The organism is Shewanella donghaensis (assembly GCF_007567505.1).
GTDB classification, from domain to species: domain Bacteria; phylum Pseudomonadota; class Gammaproteobacteria; order Enterobacterales; family Shewanellaceae; genus Shewanella; species Shewanella donghaensis.
Genome location: NZ_CP041783.1, coordinates 270,470 through 288,699, shown reverse-complemented (window position 1 = coordinate 288,699; position 18,230 = coordinate 270,470). Strand labels below are relative to the sequence as shown.

At 39.7% G+C, this 18,230-nt stretch carries 13 protein-coding genes; 5 read left to right on the top strand and 8 right to left on the bottom strand.

Features of this window, described 5'->3' with window-relative positions:
- Nucleotides 1–122: 122 nt before the first annotated feature.
- From FPK91_RS01180 to FPK91_RS01165, 5 genes are all read right to left on the bottom strand, one after another.
- Nucleotides 123–2,063 carry a S9 family peptidase gene (locus tag FPK91_RS01180; RefSeq protein ID WP_144206896.1) on the bottom strand — a complete coding sequence of 647 codons (1,941 nt, stop codon included), beginning with the start codon at nucleotides 2,061–2,063 and terminating at the stop codon, nucleotides 123–125.
- A gap of 194 nt (nucleotides 2,064–2,257) precedes the next feature.
- Nucleotides 2,258–2,395, bottom strand: a complete 138-nt coding sequence (locus FPK91_RS20895) for a hypothetical protein (protein WP_158638057.1) — start codon at nucleotides 2,393–2,395, stop codon at nucleotides 2,258–2,260.
- 212 nt (nucleotides 2,396–2,607) lie between these two features.
- On the bottom strand, nucleotides 2,608–4,791 hold the full coding sequence (locus tag FPK91_RS01175; protein ID WP_144206894.1) for an OsmC domain/YcaO domain-containing protein: 2,184 nt from the start codon (nucleotides 4,789–4,791) through the stop codon (nucleotides 2,608–2,610).
- A gap of 288 nt (nucleotides 4,792–5,079) precedes the next feature.
- The gene (locus FPK91_RS01170) at nucleotides 5,080–6,246 is read right to left on the bottom strand and encodes a N(5)-(carboxyethyl)ornithine synthase (RefSeq protein ID WP_144206892.1); all 1,167 of its coding nucleotides are present in this window, start codon (nucleotides 6,244–6,246) and stop codon (nucleotides 5,080–5,082) included.
- Between the two features lie 670 nt (nucleotides 6,247–6,916).
- Nucleotides 6,917–7,450, bottom strand: a complete 534-nt coding sequence (locus tag FPK91_RS01165) for an Lrp/AsnC family transcriptional regulator (protein ID WP_144206890.1) — start codon at nucleotides 7,448–7,450, stop codon at nucleotides 6,917–6,919.
- A gap of 229 nt (nucleotides 7,451–7,679) precedes the next feature.
- Here FPK91_RS01165 and FPK91_RS01160 point away from each other — a divergent pair, with 229 nt between their 5' ends.
- The 3 genes from FPK91_RS01160 (at nucleotide 7,680) to FPK91_RS01150 (ending at nucleotide 12,504) form a co-directional block, all read left to right on the top strand.
- Nucleotides 7,680–9,833: a TonB-dependent receptor gene (locus FPK91_RS01160; RefSeq protein ID WP_144206888.1), complete on the top strand. Its 2,154-nt coding sequence runs from the start codon at nucleotides 7,680–7,682 to the stop codon at nucleotides 9,831–9,833.
- A 90-nt stretch (nucleotides 9,834–9,923) separates the two neighbouring features.
- Nucleotides 9,924–11,273, top strand: a complete 1,350-nt coding sequence (locus FPK91_RS01155; RefSeq protein ID WP_144206886.1) for a cytosine permease — start codon at nucleotides 9,924–9,926, stop codon at nucleotides 11,271–11,273.
- A 112-nt stretch (nucleotides 11,274–11,385) separates the two neighbouring features.
- Nucleotides 11,386–12,504: a DUF917 domain-containing protein gene (locus FPK91_RS01150; RefSeq protein ID WP_144206884.1), complete on the top strand. Its 1,119-nt coding sequence runs from the start codon at nucleotides 11,386–11,388 to the stop codon at nucleotides 12,502–12,504.
- Nucleotides 12,505–12,563: 59 nt separating this feature from the next.
- On the opposite strand, the gene FPK91_RS01145 is transcribed toward FPK91_RS01150, so the two are convergent.
- Complete coding sequence (locus FPK91_RS01145; protein ID WP_144206882.1) at nucleotides 12,564–13,025, bottom strand: methyltransferase family protein; 462 nt, start codon at nucleotides 13,023–13,025, stop codon at nucleotides 12,564–12,566.
- Nucleotides 13,026–13,123: 98 nt separating this feature from the next.
- The gene (locus tag FPK91_RS01140) at nucleotides 13,124–13,936 is read right to left on the bottom strand and encodes a sulfite exporter TauE/SafE family protein (RefSeq protein ID WP_144206880.1); all 813 of its coding nucleotides are present in this window, start codon (nucleotides 13,934–13,936) and stop codon (nucleotides 13,124–13,126) included.
- Nucleotides 13,937–14,251: 315 nt separating this feature from the next.
- Here FPK91_RS01140 and FPK91_RS01135 point away from each other — a divergent pair, with 315 nt between their 5' ends.
- A complete protein-coding gene (locus FPK91_RS01135; protein ID WP_144206878.1) occupies nucleotides 14,252–15,226 on the top strand; it encodes a DUF1852 domain-containing protein in 975 nt (324 codons plus the stop codon).
- Nucleotides 15,227–15,283: 57 nt separating this feature from the next.
- The gene (locus FPK91_RS01130; RefSeq protein WP_144206876.1) at nucleotides 15,284–16,312 is read left to right on the top strand and encodes a methionine synthase; all 1,029 of its coding nucleotides are present in this window, start codon (nucleotides 15,284–15,286) and stop codon (nucleotides 16,310–16,312) included.
- Between the two features lie 513 nt (nucleotides 16,313–16,825).
- Here FPK91_RS01130 and FPK91_RS01125 read toward each other — a convergent pair.
- Nucleotides 16,826–18,220: an ATP-binding protein gene (locus FPK91_RS01125; RefSeq protein WP_144206873.1), complete on the bottom strand. Its 1,395-nt coding sequence runs from the start codon at nucleotides 18,218–18,220 to the stop codon at nucleotides 16,826–16,828.
- Between the last annotated feature and the right edge of the window lie 10 nt (nucleotides 18,221–18,230).

Genomic DNA, 18,230 nt, shown 5'->3' with positions numbered 1-18,230 from the left:
AGCAGCGCTTATAAAGAAATAAGCCTTATTAATTAAGATTACTCGTAATATAGCCGCCATAAAAAAGCCATTTGATTAATCAAATGGCTTTTTGTATTAACAACAACATCAAGTTTAAGAACTTATAAGTAGGTATTTAAAAATTCGAGATATTTATTAGAAGCACTAATACGGTTAGCTTTTTTACTAAAGCCATGGCCTTCATCATCAAAAACTAAGTAATCAACATATGTGCCGCCCGAGCGGATCGACTCGACCATTTCATCACTCTCAATTTTTAGCACTCGGGGATCATTCGCCCCTTGCACAACTAATACCGGGCTTTTCACTTGTTCACCAAAAAAGACTGGCGAAATATTATGTAAACGTTCTTTGTCTGTGGCTGGGTCACCTAACTCGTCATAAAGGCTTTTTCGAAATGCTTCCCAATAAGGAGGAATACTTTCTAGGGTTCTCACCCAGTTAGTCACCCCAAAGATATTAATACCGACTTTGAACTCATCAGTAAATGCCATCGCAGCCATTGTTAAGTAACCGCCGTAACTACCGCCCATAACACCAATTTTATCAGCATCAACCCAATCTAAAGTTTGCAGATACTTTTTGTTATAAACCACATCCTGTAAATCATCTTCACCATGACGCTTATCATCTAAGTGAAAAAACGTTTTACCATAGCCACTTGAACCACGATTGTTAATCTTAATGATGGCATAGCCATTATTCACCAGATGTTGAACCGTTGCCGAGTAACCTTTTCGAGATTGCCCGCCTGGCCCACCATGGATATAAATCAATGCGGGCACTTTTTTCATATTAGCTTGTTTAGGTTTATAAAGAATCGCTGGGATATCTATGCCATCAAAGCTTTTAAAACGCACCACTTCACCCGTAACAAGATTCTGTTCTTTTATGTTTGGATTACCAGAATTGGTTAATCGAAGTATCGAGTCTGTGCCGAGTTTGTGCGTGTATAAATTTGATGGTGAGGTATCTGAGTTAATGTAAAATACCATTGAACTTGAATCATCAGAGAAATTCACCCCACGTAAATCACCACTAGGTAATGTGGGTAATTGAAGTTCAGAATCGGTGGTTAAATCAGTAATCACCAATTGAGTTTGCGCGTCAGCATTGACACCGGTAATTTGAAAACGGCCATCTTTTGAGAAATAGCTAAAACTGACATCCCAATCTGCTTTATAGCTTAACGTGCTTTCATCGGTCGCTAAATCAAATGCCCATGATTGGTTGAACTCACCAAATTCATCCGTGGCATACAACAAGCGTTTATTGTCTTTAGAAAAAGTATCAACTGAGTAAGCAACGTCACCACTATGTTCAGTGAGCAATCGCGGTTTTGCCATTTTCAATCTAAGGTCGATTAAATAAAGATCTGAGTTACTGTTTGAGTGGCTTTTACTCAGGGCAATAAAACGACCATTCGGACTCACTACTTCGACACTGAAACCAGAGTCATTTTTAAACACTAACTGGCGACTGTAATCTTTAGCATTATATTGATAAACATCAAAATACTTAGCGTCTCGCTCATTGGTTACCACAAAGAATGATTGCTCATCTTCATGCCAAGACATTACTGACGCTTTTAAGCCTTCACCTGGGGTTAAATCTACTTCTGTACCATCTAACTCTTGGACATAGAGGTGGTTAAGTTCATCACCACCTTTATCTGCGCTATATAAAAAGCGCTCGTCTTTTGGAAACCACGACTCAACAAATACCGACTCTTTGGTTGAGAACGTCAGTTGTGTTGACGGGCTTCCATCAACAGGGACACGGTAAGCATTAAAAATACCGCTTTCATCATTACTGACTAAAACAGCATTGCCTAAATGATTAATAGAGGAACCAAACACGCTGGTGGTTTTATAGAACTCTTCAGCATTGTAGCTTTCAAATGCCACTGAATTACTGGCAACTGAATTAATAGACGCTGATTGGGGTTTAACATCATTAGCTTTATTGGTGTTCGAGCAACCACCGAGTGCAACCGCCACGATGGCCGTTGTGATAGCAGTTGTGATGAGGGTCTTAAACATGAAAATATCCTTATTATGTCCGTGAACTTAAACGAGATAACTCAAAATGTCGATGTAATATCTAGTACAGTATTTAACCTAACAGGACTCGCTAATATTGGCTAGCGCTATGAGAATCGATAAAGCAGAAGTTGAAGCAGAAAGTGATAACATAAAAAATATCGGGACTTTCGCGTATACATTAACGAGCAAGTTTAAATGACATAGGCAAGAGTATTATTTGCATGCTCTGGAACGCCCAAACCCACTAAACTCGACATCACAAAAATCACCAAAATGGTTATTGCTAATGCTGCAATGACAATCATCAATAGCCTAAATAATGTCGCCATCAAAGTTCCTTTGACCTGCGCTTTTGAGTGACCGATACACGTTTATATCTGACACATTCAATTCATAAGGTAACAGAATTACTCTATATATTGTTATTGCTATAGATTGAGGATGATATTGAACGAGTTAGTGCTAGTGATAGTGATAAACAAAAACAAAAAAGCCCATCATTTGATGGGCTTTAAAACAGGTTTATCAATTGTGCTTTACACTATTTAGCAGCATTAGCGCGTGCTTGATGTAGCTTTTTATAGCTTTCAATCAATCTTAAATGCGGCTCGATACCTTCAAGGTTCATGCTGGTTTGCGTTAAACCAAAGAACTTCACTTCACCCGACACGGTGCCGACAACGTTTTTCATCAGATCTTCACCAAACATACGGTTGAAGTTATTGATAAAGTGCTCAAGCGCTAAATCATCATCCAAGGTCACTTCTAATACGGCATTCACCGCTTGATAGAACAAACCACGCTCAACAGTGTTGTCGTTGTATTGTAAGAACTCAGCCACATAATCCATTGCATCTTCCAGTCTACCGATTGCAAGGTAGATTAAGATTTTAAGCTCGATAATGGTTAGCTGGCCCCAAGGGGTATTTTCATCAAATACAATACCAATCAAGGTTGGAATGTCAGTTTGGTTATCCAGTTGGCTTTCTTCTAAACGCTCAACTAAATCAGTTAACTGCTCTTGCGTTAACACATGCAGGTTTAAAATCTCTTCACGATAATCCAGTGCTTTATTGGTGTTGTCCCAAATAAGATCTTCAACAGGATACACTTCTGAGTAATCAGGTACCAAGATACGACAAACCGCAGCGCCTAATTGATCAAACTCCGCAATATAAGCTTCTTTGCCAATATCGGCTAATATGCCAAACAGACTTTCAGTTTCTTCTTCCGTCGTACCAGAGAAGTCCCATTCGCAGAAATCATAATCATGATTGCTACTGAAGAAACGCCACGAGATAACCCCTGTAGAGTCAATAAAGTGTTCAACAAAGTTTTCAGGCTCTGTTACTGTCATGCTGTTGAACGTTGGCTTAGGCACATCGTTCAAGCCTTCAAAGCTTCGACCTTGTAATAATTCAGTAAGGCTACGCTCAAGCGCCACTTCAAGGCTAGGATGGGCGCCAAATGAAGCAAACACACCACCTGTTTTAGGGTTCATCAAGGTGACACACATTACTGGGAATTGACCTCCAAGTGAGGCGTCTTTAACCACAACAGGGAACCCCTGCTCTTCTAGGCCTTTAATACCCGCTAAAATGCTTGGGTACTTTTCAAGTACCGTCATTGGCACATCAGGCAGGACAATTTCTTGCTCGATGATTTGGCGTTTAACCGCGCGCTCAAAGATTTCAGATAAACACTGCACTTTGGCTTCAGCCAGGTTATTACCCGCGCTCATGCCGTTACTTAAAAATAGGTTCTCAATTAAGTTAGATGGGATATGTACCACTTCACCATCTGAGTGACGAGTGTAAGGAATGGTACAAATACCACGCTCAAAGTTACCAGAATTAGTATCAATCAGGTTTGAACCACCTAACTCACCATCTGGATTATAAATCTCTAAACAGTATTCATCTAAAATGCCTGATGGCAGTGAGTCATCTTCTTCTAACTCAAACCATTTTTCATTGGGGTAATGCACAAACTCGCTGTTAGCTATCTCTTCGCCAAAGAATTGGTCGTTATAAAAGAAGTTACAGTTCAAGCGTTCAATGAACTCACCTAAAGCAGAGCAAAGCGCACTTTCTTTGGTCGCGCCTTTACCGTTAGTAAAACAGGCTGGTGATGCTGCATCACGAATGTGTAATGACCACACATTCGGCACGATATTGCGCCATGAAGATATTTCAATCTTCATTCCAAGTTCTGCTAGCATTGCAGTCATGTTAGTAATGGTTTCTTCAAGCGGTAAATCTTTACCAATGATATAAGTACTTGCATCGCCTTCAGGTTGACCCATTAGCATGGCATTGGCATCCGCGGCTAAATCAGCAACGGTTTCAATTTTAAATTCTGGCCCCGTTTGCACCACTTTTTTAACTGTACAACGGTCGATAGAACGTAAGATACCGGTTCTGTCTTTATCAGAAATATCATCTGGCAATTCAACTTGAATCTGAAAAATTTGGTTGTAACGATCTTCAGGGTCAACAATGTTGTTTTGCGACAGCTTGATATTGTCAGTGGGGATATCACGCGCTTTACAATACACCTTGATAAAGTAAGCCGCACAAAGCGCTGACGATGCTAAGAAATAATCAAACGGACTTGGCGCTGATCCATCACCTTTATAACGAATCGGCTGATCGGCTGTGACAGTAAAGTCGTCAAACTTTGCTTCAAGTCTTAAGTTGTCGAGAAAATTAACTTTGATTTCCATTGAATAGTTCCAGAGTCGTGCGCTGTAAATTGGCGAGCATATCTAATGAGGGGAATTATCGGTGTTTTTAGCCCAATAGTCTTGGGTTAATTTTATTTATTGCTTAATTAGCTAGAAAGGGAAACGAGCAATTAACAACTATTATTAAAATAATACTGCCCATGTAAGTCACATGACTAGGTTAACACTCACCTTTTTCATTATCAGGTCAGGGCTAATATAAAATCTAGCCCTTCGCGCTATAGTCAAATTCCCTTGAGAAATAAGCCTCTAATAAATACGTTAAAATTACACAGCTAGATTTAGCTCAACATCTTTGATGGCATAAGGTGATTCTGACTCACGATGTTGAAAAGACAAAATAGCCTCATTCAAAATAACACCAGAATCAATGTTAATTGCTCTTCGAATCGTCTCATTTTGCTGCCAACTTTCTCGGCCTGCTAACACATTTGGTAAGTAAACAATAAGCGCTGCAGAAATTGAACGAGTTGCGCTTTCCCAAAGATAAGTCGGCGTATGATCTACCGCATAATAATCAACCGTTTCATGCTTAAACATCGGCTGTTTAAATGTAGTCGGTTTCGCAAAAAAGAACCCCATACCTTCATCACAACTCACATCAATAATCAGACTATGAGGTTTTAGACAGTCAGCTTCAGATTCGATAACAAAGTTAGTTGGTTTAGCGGTGTTTTGAAAAGTACCGTTAACAATAATATCGGATTCACTGATGAGTTCTGCTAATGGTCTGCTGCTACCATCATGCTCGACTACCATCATCCGAGCTTCACCCTGCTCACCTGCGCGAATTCTCACATAGTCACAATCAAGTACCTCTTCACGAACTTGCTCTTCAGGACGTTGGATACAAATAGTGATATCTTTAAATCCATGGGCTTTAAGCGCATAAATAGCACCACGGCTCACTGCGCCAAAACCAAAAATAATCGTCTTACGTTGATCGCCATAATTACCATCAATGCCTTTTAGTTGCAGCGAATGCAACACAGCACAGTAACCGGCCATTTCGTTATTTTTATAGAATGTGTGGCGGCCTACTTGACCATTGGGTGACCAGATAAACATATCTTCAAAAGCAATTAGCGTTTGCTTTCTATCAAGTGCTGCCTGAGTGATTTCTTGCTGCTGAACACAATGCACATATCCCCATAATGTGCCTCCTTCACGCAGTTCTAGTAAGTCTTCTAATACAGGTTTAGCAATAATAACGGTACCGATGTCTGCCAGTAACTCATGGCGAGTGGCTATTCCGCCAGTTAATGCGGCAATTTCTTCATCTGAAATACCAAAGGGTTCGCCGTAACCTTGTTCAAATATTAGCTGTTTACGAAGCGCTTCAGGAATGCGGTGTAAATGTCCTGGATGGATTGGAAATCGTCTTTCATCTACTTTACGCGAAGTCCCTATGACTCCTACTTTTAACGTGTTCATGTCATCGTTCCTTGTTATATCAATGGATCTGTTTGACTGCATACACGAATTGTCACTTTCGCCAATAGGCCGATTACTCTAATGAATAGAGTATGGAATGGGGTCTGCTCTGCTATAAGATAAACAGAGTTTTAGAATATGAAGAACGCTATTACATCCAATATTTGTAAACTAAATACTGTCGATAACGTTTGAATAAATGAAGAGATATATGTCATCAAACTCAATGAGCTATTTACGTCGGTATTGTCAGTAGCACTTATTGAAAGCAACACTTATTGACAGCAACGCTTTATAGCAAACGGTTAGAGTTGATTGAAAATGTAGAACTGCTAAAGCTTTTGATAAACGCATCTAGCATAAGATGAGAATGTCTAATTACCGAGGAGGAAGATAAAAAAGATAAGCTAGATACCATAACACGATCTGGCTCCATCATGTTGAGACATAGAGTATGATTGAGTATTAAGATGAGTTTATTATCGATTACTGTAACCGTTTAGGTTAACTCTATAGCCTGAATGAGCTTCAGGCTGAATTTGGGTACAGAGTTGGCTTTAGAATTAATTCAATTTTAAATGATAAAATCTATGAACAAAGCCATATGGCGAGATAAAAGCCTGTGACTCACCACTGTTTTACATAAAGAACAAATAACACTGAATAGCTATTAACTTTGCTCAGACACCATTTCAGAATCCTGTGAACTATCATCAAGCCACTTCAAACTTGATAGCGGATAACCCAAAAACCATTTACTTCTTTCCATCACAATACGGGTCTTAATATTCTTAATACTCAGCTCTGGTCTATCTGAAAGCTCAGTACACGTTTCATTCAATTTCTTGATATTTGGAAAACAACTTAACGACAAGTAATCCACGTCACCAGAAAGCTGCATACAATCCATAAACCCTGGAATATCTTGTATCGCACTCACAAAACGTCGACGTGATGGCGCGGTGTTATCGTTGAGGGTGAACTCCACATACGCCATAACATGCTCACAAATTTGTTCAAGATTAACATCAGCATGAAAAGTTCTAAAATAGCCCGCTTCTTTTAACGACTTCACTCGCTGAAAACAGGCGCTAGGAGAAAGGTTTACTTTTTCAGCTAATTCGATATTAGTCAGATCCCCTTCAAGATGAAGCGTCGCCAATATTTTTTTGTTGTAACTATCAATTTTTACTTTCTTTTTCATTTTCAGAAACCTAGCCCTAAATAATCTACTAACTACCTTGCCTATACTCAATTATCCATGAATAATTTGCAAAATTTAGCGTGTTTCATCCCAAAGCGACAAATTTTTACTGCATTTAAATAGCATTACAAAATATTATTTTCTGCCAAAGTCTCACAATGGTTATAACGGATCGCACTAATGCACAATATCTACATATTTATGCATAATAGCCTATGAGGGCACAAACATGATAAACACTAATCGTCATTATTTCGCAAAATCAATCCTCGCAACAGCAGTGAGTATTTCGCTGTTTAGTTCAGCTTATGCAGCAGATGTTGCGCAACAAGATATTGTTGCCGATGCTGGTATTGAACGAATCGAGATTAGTGCTCGTGGCCGTGTTGAGACATTACAAAATGTCCCAGACTCAGTAACGGCTTTTAGTGCGGACATGATCCAAAACCAACGCATTGAAAGTTTCAGAGATGTTGCTGATTTAACTCCCAATTTAAGTCAGCTAGATAATTTTAGACCTGGCCTTGCCCGTATTACCATACGTGGTCTGATAACGCCACAAGTGGGTGATGCGCCCCTCGCCTTTGTGGTTGATGGCGTAACCGCACCCGATTTAGAATTTATTAACCAAGACTTAGTCGACATTGAACGCATTGAAGTCATGCGCGGTGCACAGGGTGCACTTTATGGTAAAGGCGCCATTGGCGGCGCCGTGATTGTCACCACAAAAAAACCAACCGATGAACTTGAAGGCACTATTAAAGGGTCTTACGGAAACGGCAATACCTACAACCTCAATGGCGTAGTATCTGGTGCACTTAATGATGACAGCAGTGCATTTTTTCGTGTTGGCGGTTACACCAAAAACTCTGACGGCTTAATTGATAATGTATTTCTAGATGAAGAAGCGGATTATTTTTCAGAAGACTCGGTTTTTGGCCAATTTGAATTTGAATTGTTTGATGACACCACATTAAACCTTCGTGGACGTTATACCACCAGCGATGCAGGCTTTGCTTATTATCAAAATGTCACTGAAGAAACCGCTGAAGATTTTGATATTGAAACCTCACAAAACATCCGTAATAACGACCAGCGTGATGTTTATGAGCTAAGTGCTAAATTAACCCAGCAATATGACTTAGGTACATTCAACTTCATCACAGCCTATAGCAGCTCAGAGAATCAACACTTTTACGATGGCGATTACTCTGCAGACCCAACCTTTATTGACGAAGATGATTTCTTTCGTGCGCCATTTGGCACCGAAGGGCTATTTGATGTTAAGTCATTCACTGTTGAGTCGCGCTTTACCTCGCAAAGTGACCAACGTTTAAGATGGGCAGTGTCAGCGTTTTACCAAGATAAAGAACGTGACAACACCATTAACTTCTATGATGACTTTTTAGGTGATGTGCCACTGGATCGTGATGACTTTACCGATGAGATGATTTATCTCACCATCGCTGACAAAAACAGCAGTAAAGCGTGGGCGCTTGCAGGGCAAATCAACTACGACATTACCGATAAACTCGAACTCACCGCCGCATTACGTTACGACAACGATACGCGTGAGTCTTATGATCCTAACTACCCTATTGATTCCTTTGCTGAAGACACCTTTAGTCAATGGCAACCAAAAGTGACCTTAGCGTATCAAATGAATGAGGATCTGCTGCTTTATACTGGCTACTCAAAAGGCTTTAGAAGTGGTGGTTTTAATGAACCCGCTGAAGGTATTAACCGGGTATTTAATCAAGAAGTATCAGATAGCTATGAAGCAGGCTTTAAAACCACTTTATTCTCGAACAAAGTGACCTTAAATGGCGCTATCTTCATGATTTCACAATCAGATGCGCAAATAACCCAGTTTAACGTAGACACCTTTACCCTTGAAAACCTTGCCATTGATGATGTTTCAACCAAAGGCGCTGAAGTAGAATTAGGTTGGGCAGCCACTGAAAACCTCGATGTACGCTTTAATGCTGGCGTGATTGACTCAGAAATTAAAGAATTTGCAGACAGACCAGAACTTGAAGGACAATCGCAAGTATGGGTACCTGAATATACTTACAGCTTGTCTGCGAATCATTTCTTCCCGATTAACTCAAATTGGTCAATCGTGTCGCGAGCAGATATTCAAGTTCAAGGGCCGCAATACTTTGATATTGAAATCCCTGAAGTGACTTCATCTACCTTCACCTCGATTAATGCCGGTGTTGGCTTACGATCTGATGACTGGACAGTGCAGTTATATGTCAATAACCTCACTGATGAACGCACCATTGAAGACATTTTCTTCTTCGGTGATGGCGTGACTGACTTGGCACGTATGCCAAATAAACCACGTACTTACGGTATTGAAGCGATATATAATTTCTAACGTCATTATCGTTAAATTAACTCAGGCCTCGCTATATTAAATTCTCGCTATATTAAATTATAGTCGAGGCCGATTTTACAAGTAGACCATATGCCGCCATTGCACTCTAAAAATAACACTCAGCAACAAGCATTTGAGCAAAATCAAACAACATTACCTACAAGTAGTGAACTCTTTGATGACTATGCAACCCGACCCGTACCGGCAGATAAAACCGTAGGCGGCGTTCGAATTGGTATGATTAACGGTGGGCTTGCATTTGCTGTACCAGGGCTCATTACAGGACTTGAGCTCGGCGGCGCATTAGGGCTTAAACAAAGTATTTACGCGTTCATTATTGGCGGCATCATTTTATCAATATTAGGAACGGTTACTGGCATCGTCGGTATGCACAATCGTCTCACCTCTTGTATGACCATGAAGTTTGTATTTGGCCGTAAAGGCGCAAACCTGCTTAGTCTTGCTTTTGTTTTATCGCTGCTTGGTTGGTATGGCGTAAATATCAATTTATTCAGTGAAGTGTCACAAGCCCTTTTTCAACAACTCTTTTCAATCAATATTCCGCTGTGGGGTTTGGAAATTAGCGCAGGTATTTTAATTACTCTCACCACTATTTGGGGGTTTAAACTCATCGAGAAAGTGTCGAGTTTATTTGTGCCTGTACTGTTTATTTTAGTAGCTTACATGCTTTATAAAAGTGTTGGCTACGTCATTCCAGCCGATACAGTCACCAGCTTTGACACCATTGAACTGTCGTTTGGTGAAGCGGTATCCGCCGTTGTAGGTAGCTTTATTGTCAGTGTGGTATTAATGCCTGATTTTACTCGGTTTGCCAAAAACACTAACGACACTGTCATCGCCTCTTTTCTGCCGTTTCTCATACTCAACACCTTTGTTTATATTGCCGCGGCAATGGCTGGTATCGCCGTTCAGCAAAGTGACATTTTAGCCGTCATGCTGACATTAGGTCTTGGCACCGCTGCATTTATCTTGCTCATCATGTCCAGTTGGGTCACCAATGTGGTGAACTTATATAGTGCAGCTCTTGGTTTTAATGCCATCAACGTAAAATGGACTGAGTGGAAAGTGATTGTTATTGCCGGTGTGTTAGGCACCGTTATCGCCTCATTTAATCTACTGGCTAATTTTACCGATTTCTTGTTCAGTCTATCGATCATATTTACCCCTGTAGCCGCAATTTACGTGGTGGATTTTTTTCTCATCCGTAAACAACAAATCTACCAATTAAGCGAGTTACACCGAGTTGCATCGGTTAATTACCTCGCAGTTATAGCATGGGCTGTGGGCATAGGCACTTCGCTATTAGCAAATAACGGCTTGATAACCTTAACCAGCATTGAAGTCTGCGACGCCATTTTAGTCACGGTGCCGACCTATTACTTATTAATGCAATTTATCGCAAAAAAATCGTTTGCTTAATCAATGCATGAAATACAAATGTTTTGTAGTGCAGCGCAAATTGAACACATATTTTGCGCTGCTTGATTAACATGATCACTATTGAAGCTTACCACCCTCAGGGATGTCATTAATGAAAACACTCACAAGAACCGACCTATCCGATATCTTGCATGGCTGCGCAATTTTAGGCACGGGTGGCGGTGGCGAACTCGATGAAGGCTTTTATTATATTGATAAAGCTATCGCGGCAGGTAAAACCTTCCAACTTGTCAGTGTCGATGATGTTCCTCAAGGAAAAAAGATTTGTACCCCTTACATGTTAGGGGCGTTATCGCCAATGACAGATGAAGAAGAACAGCAATATAAACGTCTACCTAAAAGCAGTACATCATCCATCATGACCGCATTTAGACGGTTAGAAAAATACACTGGCGATGAGTTTTACGGCACAATTTGTTGTGAACTCGGCGGGTCAAATACAGCGATTTCATTCTATGTTGCCGCTATGGCTAATGGCTATATTATCGATGCTGACGTGGCAGGTAGAGCGGTCCCTGAAATTACTCACTCGACTTACTATTTTAACAATATTCCTGCAGCGCCAATTGTCACCGCCAATGAATTTGGCGAGTGCTTTATCTGTGAAAATGTGATTGACGATTTACGCGCCGAAAACGTGATTAGAGCATTATCAATGATTAGCCGTAATGATATCGCAGCCATTGATCATGCAATGCCAATTGAACAAGTTAAAGATGCCGTAATTAAAGGCACAATTTCAAAGTCACTTGAAATCGGTAAAGCCTATCGCCAAGCCAAAGAAAACAATCAAGATATCGCAGAAGAAATTGCCAGTCATGGCGGCGGTTATGTGGCTTTTCGAGGAACGGTAGCAAGGTTTAACTTTAGAACTCAAGACGGTTTCACACTCGGCGATATATTTATTGATGGTACTGGGCAGCATAGTAATGACAAATACCACATTGAAGTAAAAAACGAGAATTTAGTCAGTCGCCTAAATGGCATTGTCGATGTCACTATTCCAGACTTAATTTGTTGTCTGGATATGGATACTAACACCCCTATTACCAACCCTAATGTCACCTATGGCACTAATGTCGCCATTGTTGTATTGCCAGCGCCTAAAGAATTTGTCACCGCAAAAGGCTTAGCTGCATTTGGCCCTGCTTATGCAGGTATCGATGCCCCTTACCAAGCAGCTGTGGAACGTCACTTTGCAAAAAGTTAAAGCTTAGCTTTTTGGCTGTTTGGAAATTATTTATGAGTCTCACTGAAAGCCTTTAGGTATTAAAGCCATCGTCGAACTTTATGTTTATAATCAGCGAAATCTGCGCCAAATATTTCAGCAAGATGTTTTTCTTCAGGCTTTATTTGAAATTCATTCATATACAGTATGAAACCTACCAAACCAATAACTGACATTGGGGATGCTAAATAAACTGATTGAGACAACAGAAAAAAAGCAAAACCCACATACATTGGATTGCGAGAAATAGCATATATACCTGTATTGACCAGAGCTGAAGCTGACTCTGGTTTTAATGGATTGGTGGTAGTTCGGGCTAGACGGAAAGAAACCACGCCCGCAATAGCAAACAATAAACCCAGTATAAAAATAGTTAACGCAATTAACTCCAGAATAAATGGGTTAGTGACAACAAAAGCAGAAAATAATGATATTCCCCAGACACTCATAGAAAAGATTAACACTATAATCACTGGTGGTATTTTATTATAAAGTACACTCATAATTCTCCCACAATACACAAGGCAAGATCACCAACGTTTTCTAAAGCAGAAAACGCACAATCATGCGATTACTATACTAAAAACCAGTCGCCTTCCCTTTAACTCAACATCATTTTCGCAGCCATGACCAACAGTAGCGCGGCAAAGAGCTTTTTGATGATTGAAACCGGTAAATGCTGTGTCGATTTAGCACCTATGGGCGCCATAAACCAGGAGGTACAAACAATACCCAACAAAGCAGGTAGATATACAAATCCTGCAAATCCATCTTCTAATGAAAAGTAAGCACTCCCTGAACTGATATAACCTATCGACCCAAATAATGCGATAACAATGCCACAAGCCGAAGCGCATCCGATGGCCTTTTTCATATCCAGTGAAAAATAGGTCAACAAAGGCACCAACAACGCCCCACCACCAATACCAATCATGGCAGACAACCCACCAATGATTGTCGTAAAAATGGTTAACAAACCTTTATTGGGCATTTTATCTTGTGTAGAAACATCACTTTTTGTGCTGCTATAAAGCATCTTTAATGCAATAAGTACTACGCTTACAGCAAACACTAAACGCACAATTTTATCAGGTAAAAGCGCGGCCATAAAACCGCTAATAAGCGCTCCAAGTGCAACACCAGTCATGACCCAAGGGGCTAACCCCCAAGGTACATTACCATTTTTATGATGAGCGATAGCAGCAGAAGTCGAGGTAAACAATATCGACGCTAATGAAGTTGCAATGGCAACGATAACCACCTGCTCAGCGGGTAAAATCTCAAAGTGCAGTAAAATACTGCTCAGTATTGGGACGATAATTAACCCACCGCCAATGCCTAACAGTCCAGCTAAAAATCCAACACCAACACCTAATAATGCGCAAGACAATACCAACAACAGCCAATCACTCATTCAGTTTTCCTATTAATATCATTAGAGAACACCATAAAATAAATTAACTCGTGGCCTCATCAAGCTGATTAATATAACTGACTCGCACTTAAGTTTTAAACATAATAAATCATGAATGTTTCTCACATTGAATGTGAAATTAAACCAATTTTCATCATGCTCAGATCCAAGTATAAATATTGCTTAGCGATTAACGCTAGGCAATATCAAAGTTGATTCCTACTGAAGGCATAAACACTCATTTTAAATACAGTGGATGCTACTGACACGATAAATCAGAACACTTGATACCTGAACATTGGATACCTGAACACCATGAATAATAACTTTACATTTAATATTAAAAGCCTGTGTCTTGATGAAAATTATCGACCTTCAGACAATACGCGTATCACCACCAACTTTGCTAACTTGGCGAGAGGACAATACCGCCAAGAGAACCTACGTAATGCCTTAAAGATGATTGATAATAGTTTTAATGCTTTAGCCCATTGGGATAACCCAAAAGGCGATCGTTACTCTGTAGAACTTGAAATTATTTCGGTTAATATGGATATAAAAGGAAGCGACCAAAGCTTCCCATCGATTGAAATATTAAAGACCCATATTCTTGATAATAAAACCAATAATCGCATTGAAGGTATTGTAGGAAATAACTTTTCATCTTATGTACGAGATTATGACTTTAGCGTGTTACTACTCGATCATAATAAGAATCAACCTAACTTTAGTATTCCAGCTAACTTTGGCGAACTGCACGGGAAACTCTTTAAATATTTTGTCAGTTCAGATATTTATAAGCAGAACTTTAACAAGTTACCTGTTATTTGTCTCAGTGTTTCAGATAACAAAACCTATCATCAGTCTGAAAATAACCATCCCGTATTAGGTGTTGAATATCAGGCAAATGAATCTTCTTTAACTGAACAATATTTCAAAAAAATGGGCTTGCAGGTGCGATATTTCATGCCGCCAAATAGTGTTGCGCCTTTGGCTTTTTATTTCTTTGGGGATTTGCTTAATGACTACAGCAATCTTGAACTAATAAGCACTATTAGCACGATGGGTACTTTTCAAAAAATATACCGACCTGAGATTTATAATGCCAATGCCGCCGCAGGTACACACTATCAGCCAAACTTGAAGAATCAGGATCATTCATTAACTCAAATTGTCTATGACCGAGAAGAGCGCAGCAAATTGGCTAATGAGCAAGGAAAGTTCACTGAAGAAAACTTCATCAAACCATACCAAACAGTACTTGAGCAATGGTCAGCTAATTACGTTTAAACACTAATTTTATTATTTATTTTAGATATTCAACTCCAATATACGGCATCACTTATTATGAAAATATTATTACCGACTTCAACTGCTGGCAGTTTACCTAAGCCTTCTTGGCTTGCTAAGCCAGAAACGCTTTGGTCACCTTGGAAACTACAAGATGATGAATTAATTGCAGGAAAACAAGATGCGTTACGTGTGTCATTGCACGACCAACAACAAGCAGGTATTGATATTGTGAGTGACGGCGAGCAAACTCGCCAACACTTTGTCACGACCTTTATTGAGCACCTTAGTGGAGTCGATTTTGAAAAGCGTAAAACCGTTAAAATTCGTGACCGCTATGATGCAAGTGTGCCAACCGTTGTGGGTGCAGTGTCACGCAAGCAGTCTGTATTTGTAGAAGACGCCAAGTTTTTACGTCAGCAAACCAAGCAACCCATTAAGTGGGCTCTACCAGGCCCTATGACCATGATAGATACGCTTTATGATGAACATTATAAAAGTCGTGAAAAATTAGCTTGGGAATTTGCCAAAATTCTCAATCAAGAAGCCAAAGAATTAGAGGCTGCGGGTGTTGATATTATTCAATTTGATGAGCCTGCATTTAATGTCTTTTTTGATGAAGTCAATGATTGGGGGATTGCGACTTTAGAAAGAGCAATTGAAGGACTTAAATGCGAAACCGCGGTCCATATTTGCTATGGCTACGGCATCAAAGCTAATACCGATTGGAAAAGCACCTTGGGCTCAGAATGGAGACAGTATGAAAAAGCGTTTCCTAAACTGCAAAAATCGAGTATCGATATTATCTCACTAGAATGCCATAACTCCCATGTACCATTAGAGTTACTTGAACTCATTCGCGGTAAAAAAGTGATGGTTGGCGCTATTGATGTCGCAACCCATAGCATTGAAACGCCGGAGGAAGTCGCTAATACTTTGCGAAAAGTACTCGAATTTGTCGACGCTGAAAACCTTTATCCGTGTACTAACTGTGGCATGGCGCCCTTACCTCGCCAAGTAGCAAGTGCCAAGCTAAAAGCGTTAAGTGCTGGGGCTGCAATCGTTCGAAACGAATTATCAATTTAGTATTTACCACTCTACATTTTTTCGCTGTGTTAGCTGCAGAATAGATAACAGTCTAATGTTTTTCTGGTTTGAAATAACAAATGCGGTTAATGCTTCGCTCAGCGTAAAAATGGATAATACGTTAGTTATTGAGGGTGATACTTACGAAATATTTAATGATGCTCTTATCACCTAATATCTGTTCTGGTCTAATTCCATCAGGCAGTAAAAAGTAGAGTGAGTATTGATGATTTTATTAAGGGTTCAAGCAATATCGACATTTCAGCTATCTATGTGTGACAAACGCCTTTAGCCCCTTAGAGAGTTAAAAAACCTTCTTCATCAAAGGAAAGCCTTTTTCGCGAAGCGACTAGGCTACGCAGATACGCAGATACGCAGATACGCAGAAGTACATGTTATTAGGCCAACCCTGAAAACAACAATTAAATCATCTGAGTCAGCCCTGATAAAAAACCTAACCAACACCACAAACCTAAATAAAATTATCCTTAAAACAATGTCGTTAGCCCCTGTTTACGATGGTAAATTAATGCTCACTTTGAGGCCTTTAGGTTCAGCTTGTTTAATCTCTAACTCTCCCTCATGTAGCGACATAATGTGACGGCAAATAGACAAGCCCAATCCAGCGCCTTGGGAACTTCCTTCGTCCACCCGATAAAAACGATTCTGCGCTAAGGCTATTTCAGAATCATCCATACCAATACCTTGATCGATAATCTCAATCGAATCTAGGCTATGATTTTTGTAACTGCGAATACTAATCACAGACTCTTTTGAACTGTATTTACAAGCATTTTCAATAATATTCTTCAACACTAATTCAAGGTAAAAAGCATCAGCTTTCACTGTAAAACCTTTTGGAATATCTAATTTCCACTCATAATCAGCCACTATATGTACAAGTTGATTAATGACATTTTCAATGAGTAATTGTAAGTCACACTCCGTTTTATTAATTGCTTGTATAGCATCAACCCTTGATAGCAGTAACAATTGTTCAACTGTATGGCTCATTCTGTTAATCCCTTGTCCCATAGCCTGAGTGTAAGGTAATGCATTTCTTTTTATTTCTTCATCCACCTTATTTAAGACGCTCTCCAAACCATCGCTATGAAGTTTTATAATGGCTAAAGGTGTTTTTAATTCATGGGCGGCATCGGCACTAAATCGCCGTTCACGACGCATCAAATCGGCAATTCGTGATAAATATCGGTTAAGTGAGTCTTGTATCGATGTCAACTCTGCTGGCAAATGTATCTCTATTGGCGATAAATCTTGAGCATCGCGATACGTTAAGTGTCGTTCTAATAACTTGATGGGTTTGAATAGATAATAGGTCACCAACAACATGATAAGCAGCATAATCGGGGCAATGATTAAGGGGGATCGCCAGCTGTTAGCATTAATTTTATCAATGAGTTCTTGGCGAACATCATCGCGCTGGGCAGTAATTATCCAGACTTGTTGCTTTGCTGAATACAAGCTGTAAACATGCCACATATGCTCACCAACGGATTTGTAAATATATCCCTGTGTAAAGTCTGTTAACGGTTGCTCGCCACTATTATCAGAGAAAGCTAACATTTCTCCCAATGACGAAAATAATTGAAATGACAGTTTTCGTTCGTAAGAAAGGGTTTCAACATCTGACTTCTCTGCAAAGGTTTCTATTTCTGATGCGTTAACATGAAAGCGAATGGGATTTTGAACAAGGTTATTCAATTTAGATGTGGTTAATTGCTTCACATAGAAGAGTTCAAGTAATTTTGCAGTTTGTACCATTTCAGCGTCGAATAATTCTTCAACTTCGTACATGGCATCTCGGGTACTAAGTATGCTGGACAATGTCACCGTCAATAATATCCCCAGCAACATGAGCAAACTAAGAGAAAAACGTAAAGAAAACATAATATCCTTA

What these genes read in the sequence shown, in the direction of transcription:
- FPK91_RS01160 (WP_144206888.1), top strand. Translation starts at nt 7,680, where the DNA reads ATGATAAACACTAATCGTCATTATTTCGCAAAATCAATCCTCGCAACA.
- FPK91_RS01140 (WP_144206880.1), bottom strand. Translation starts at nt 13,936, where the DNA reads ATGAGTGATTGGCTGTTGTTGGTATTGTCTTGCGCATTATTAGGTGTT.
- FPK91_RS01165 (WP_144206890.1), bottom strand. Translation starts at nt 7,450, where the DNA reads ATGAAAAAGAAAGTAAAAATTGATAGTTACAACAAAAAAATATTGGCG.
- FPK91_RS20895 (WP_158638057.1), bottom strand. Translation starts at nt 2,395, where the DNA reads ATGGCGACATTATTTAGGCTATTGATGATTGTCATTGCAGCATTAGCA.
- FPK91_RS01155 (WP_144206886.1), top strand. Translation starts at nt 9,924, where the DNA reads ATGCCGCCATTGCACTCTAAAAATAACACTCAGCAACAAGCATTTGAG.
- FPK91_RS01180 (WP_144206896.1), bottom strand. Translation starts at nt 2,063, where the DNA reads ATGTTTAAGACCCTCATCACAACTGCTATCACAACGGCCATCGTGGCG.
- FPK91_RS01170 (WP_144206892.1), bottom strand. Translation starts at nt 6,246, where the DNA reads ATGAACACGTTAAAAGTAGGAGTCATAGGGACTTCGCGTAAAGTAGAT.
- FPK91_RS01125 (WP_144206873.1), bottom strand. Translation starts at nt 18,220, where the DNA reads ATGTTTTCTTTACGTTTTTCTCTTAGTTTGCTCATGTTGCTGGGGATA.
- FPK91_RS01130 (WP_144206876.1), top strand. Translation starts at nt 15,284, where the DNA reads ATGAAAATATTATTACCGACTTCAACTGCTGGCAGTTTACCTAAGCCT.
- FPK91_RS01150 (WP_144206884.1), top strand. Translation starts at nt 11,386, where the DNA reads ATGAAAACACTCACAAGAACCGACCTATCCGATATCTTGCATGGCTGC.
- FPK91_RS01135 (WP_144206878.1), top strand. Translation starts at nt 14,252, where the DNA reads ATGAATAATAACTTTACATTTAATATTAAAAGCCTGTGTCTTGATGAA.
- FPK91_RS01175 (WP_144206894.1), bottom strand. Translation starts at nt 4,791, where the DNA reads ATGGAAATCAAAGTTAATTTTCTCGACAACTTAAGACTTGAAGCAAAG.
- FPK91_RS01145 (WP_144206882.1), bottom strand. Translation starts at nt 13,025, where the DNA reads ATGAGTGTACTTTATAATAAAATACCACCAGTGATTATAGTGTTAATC.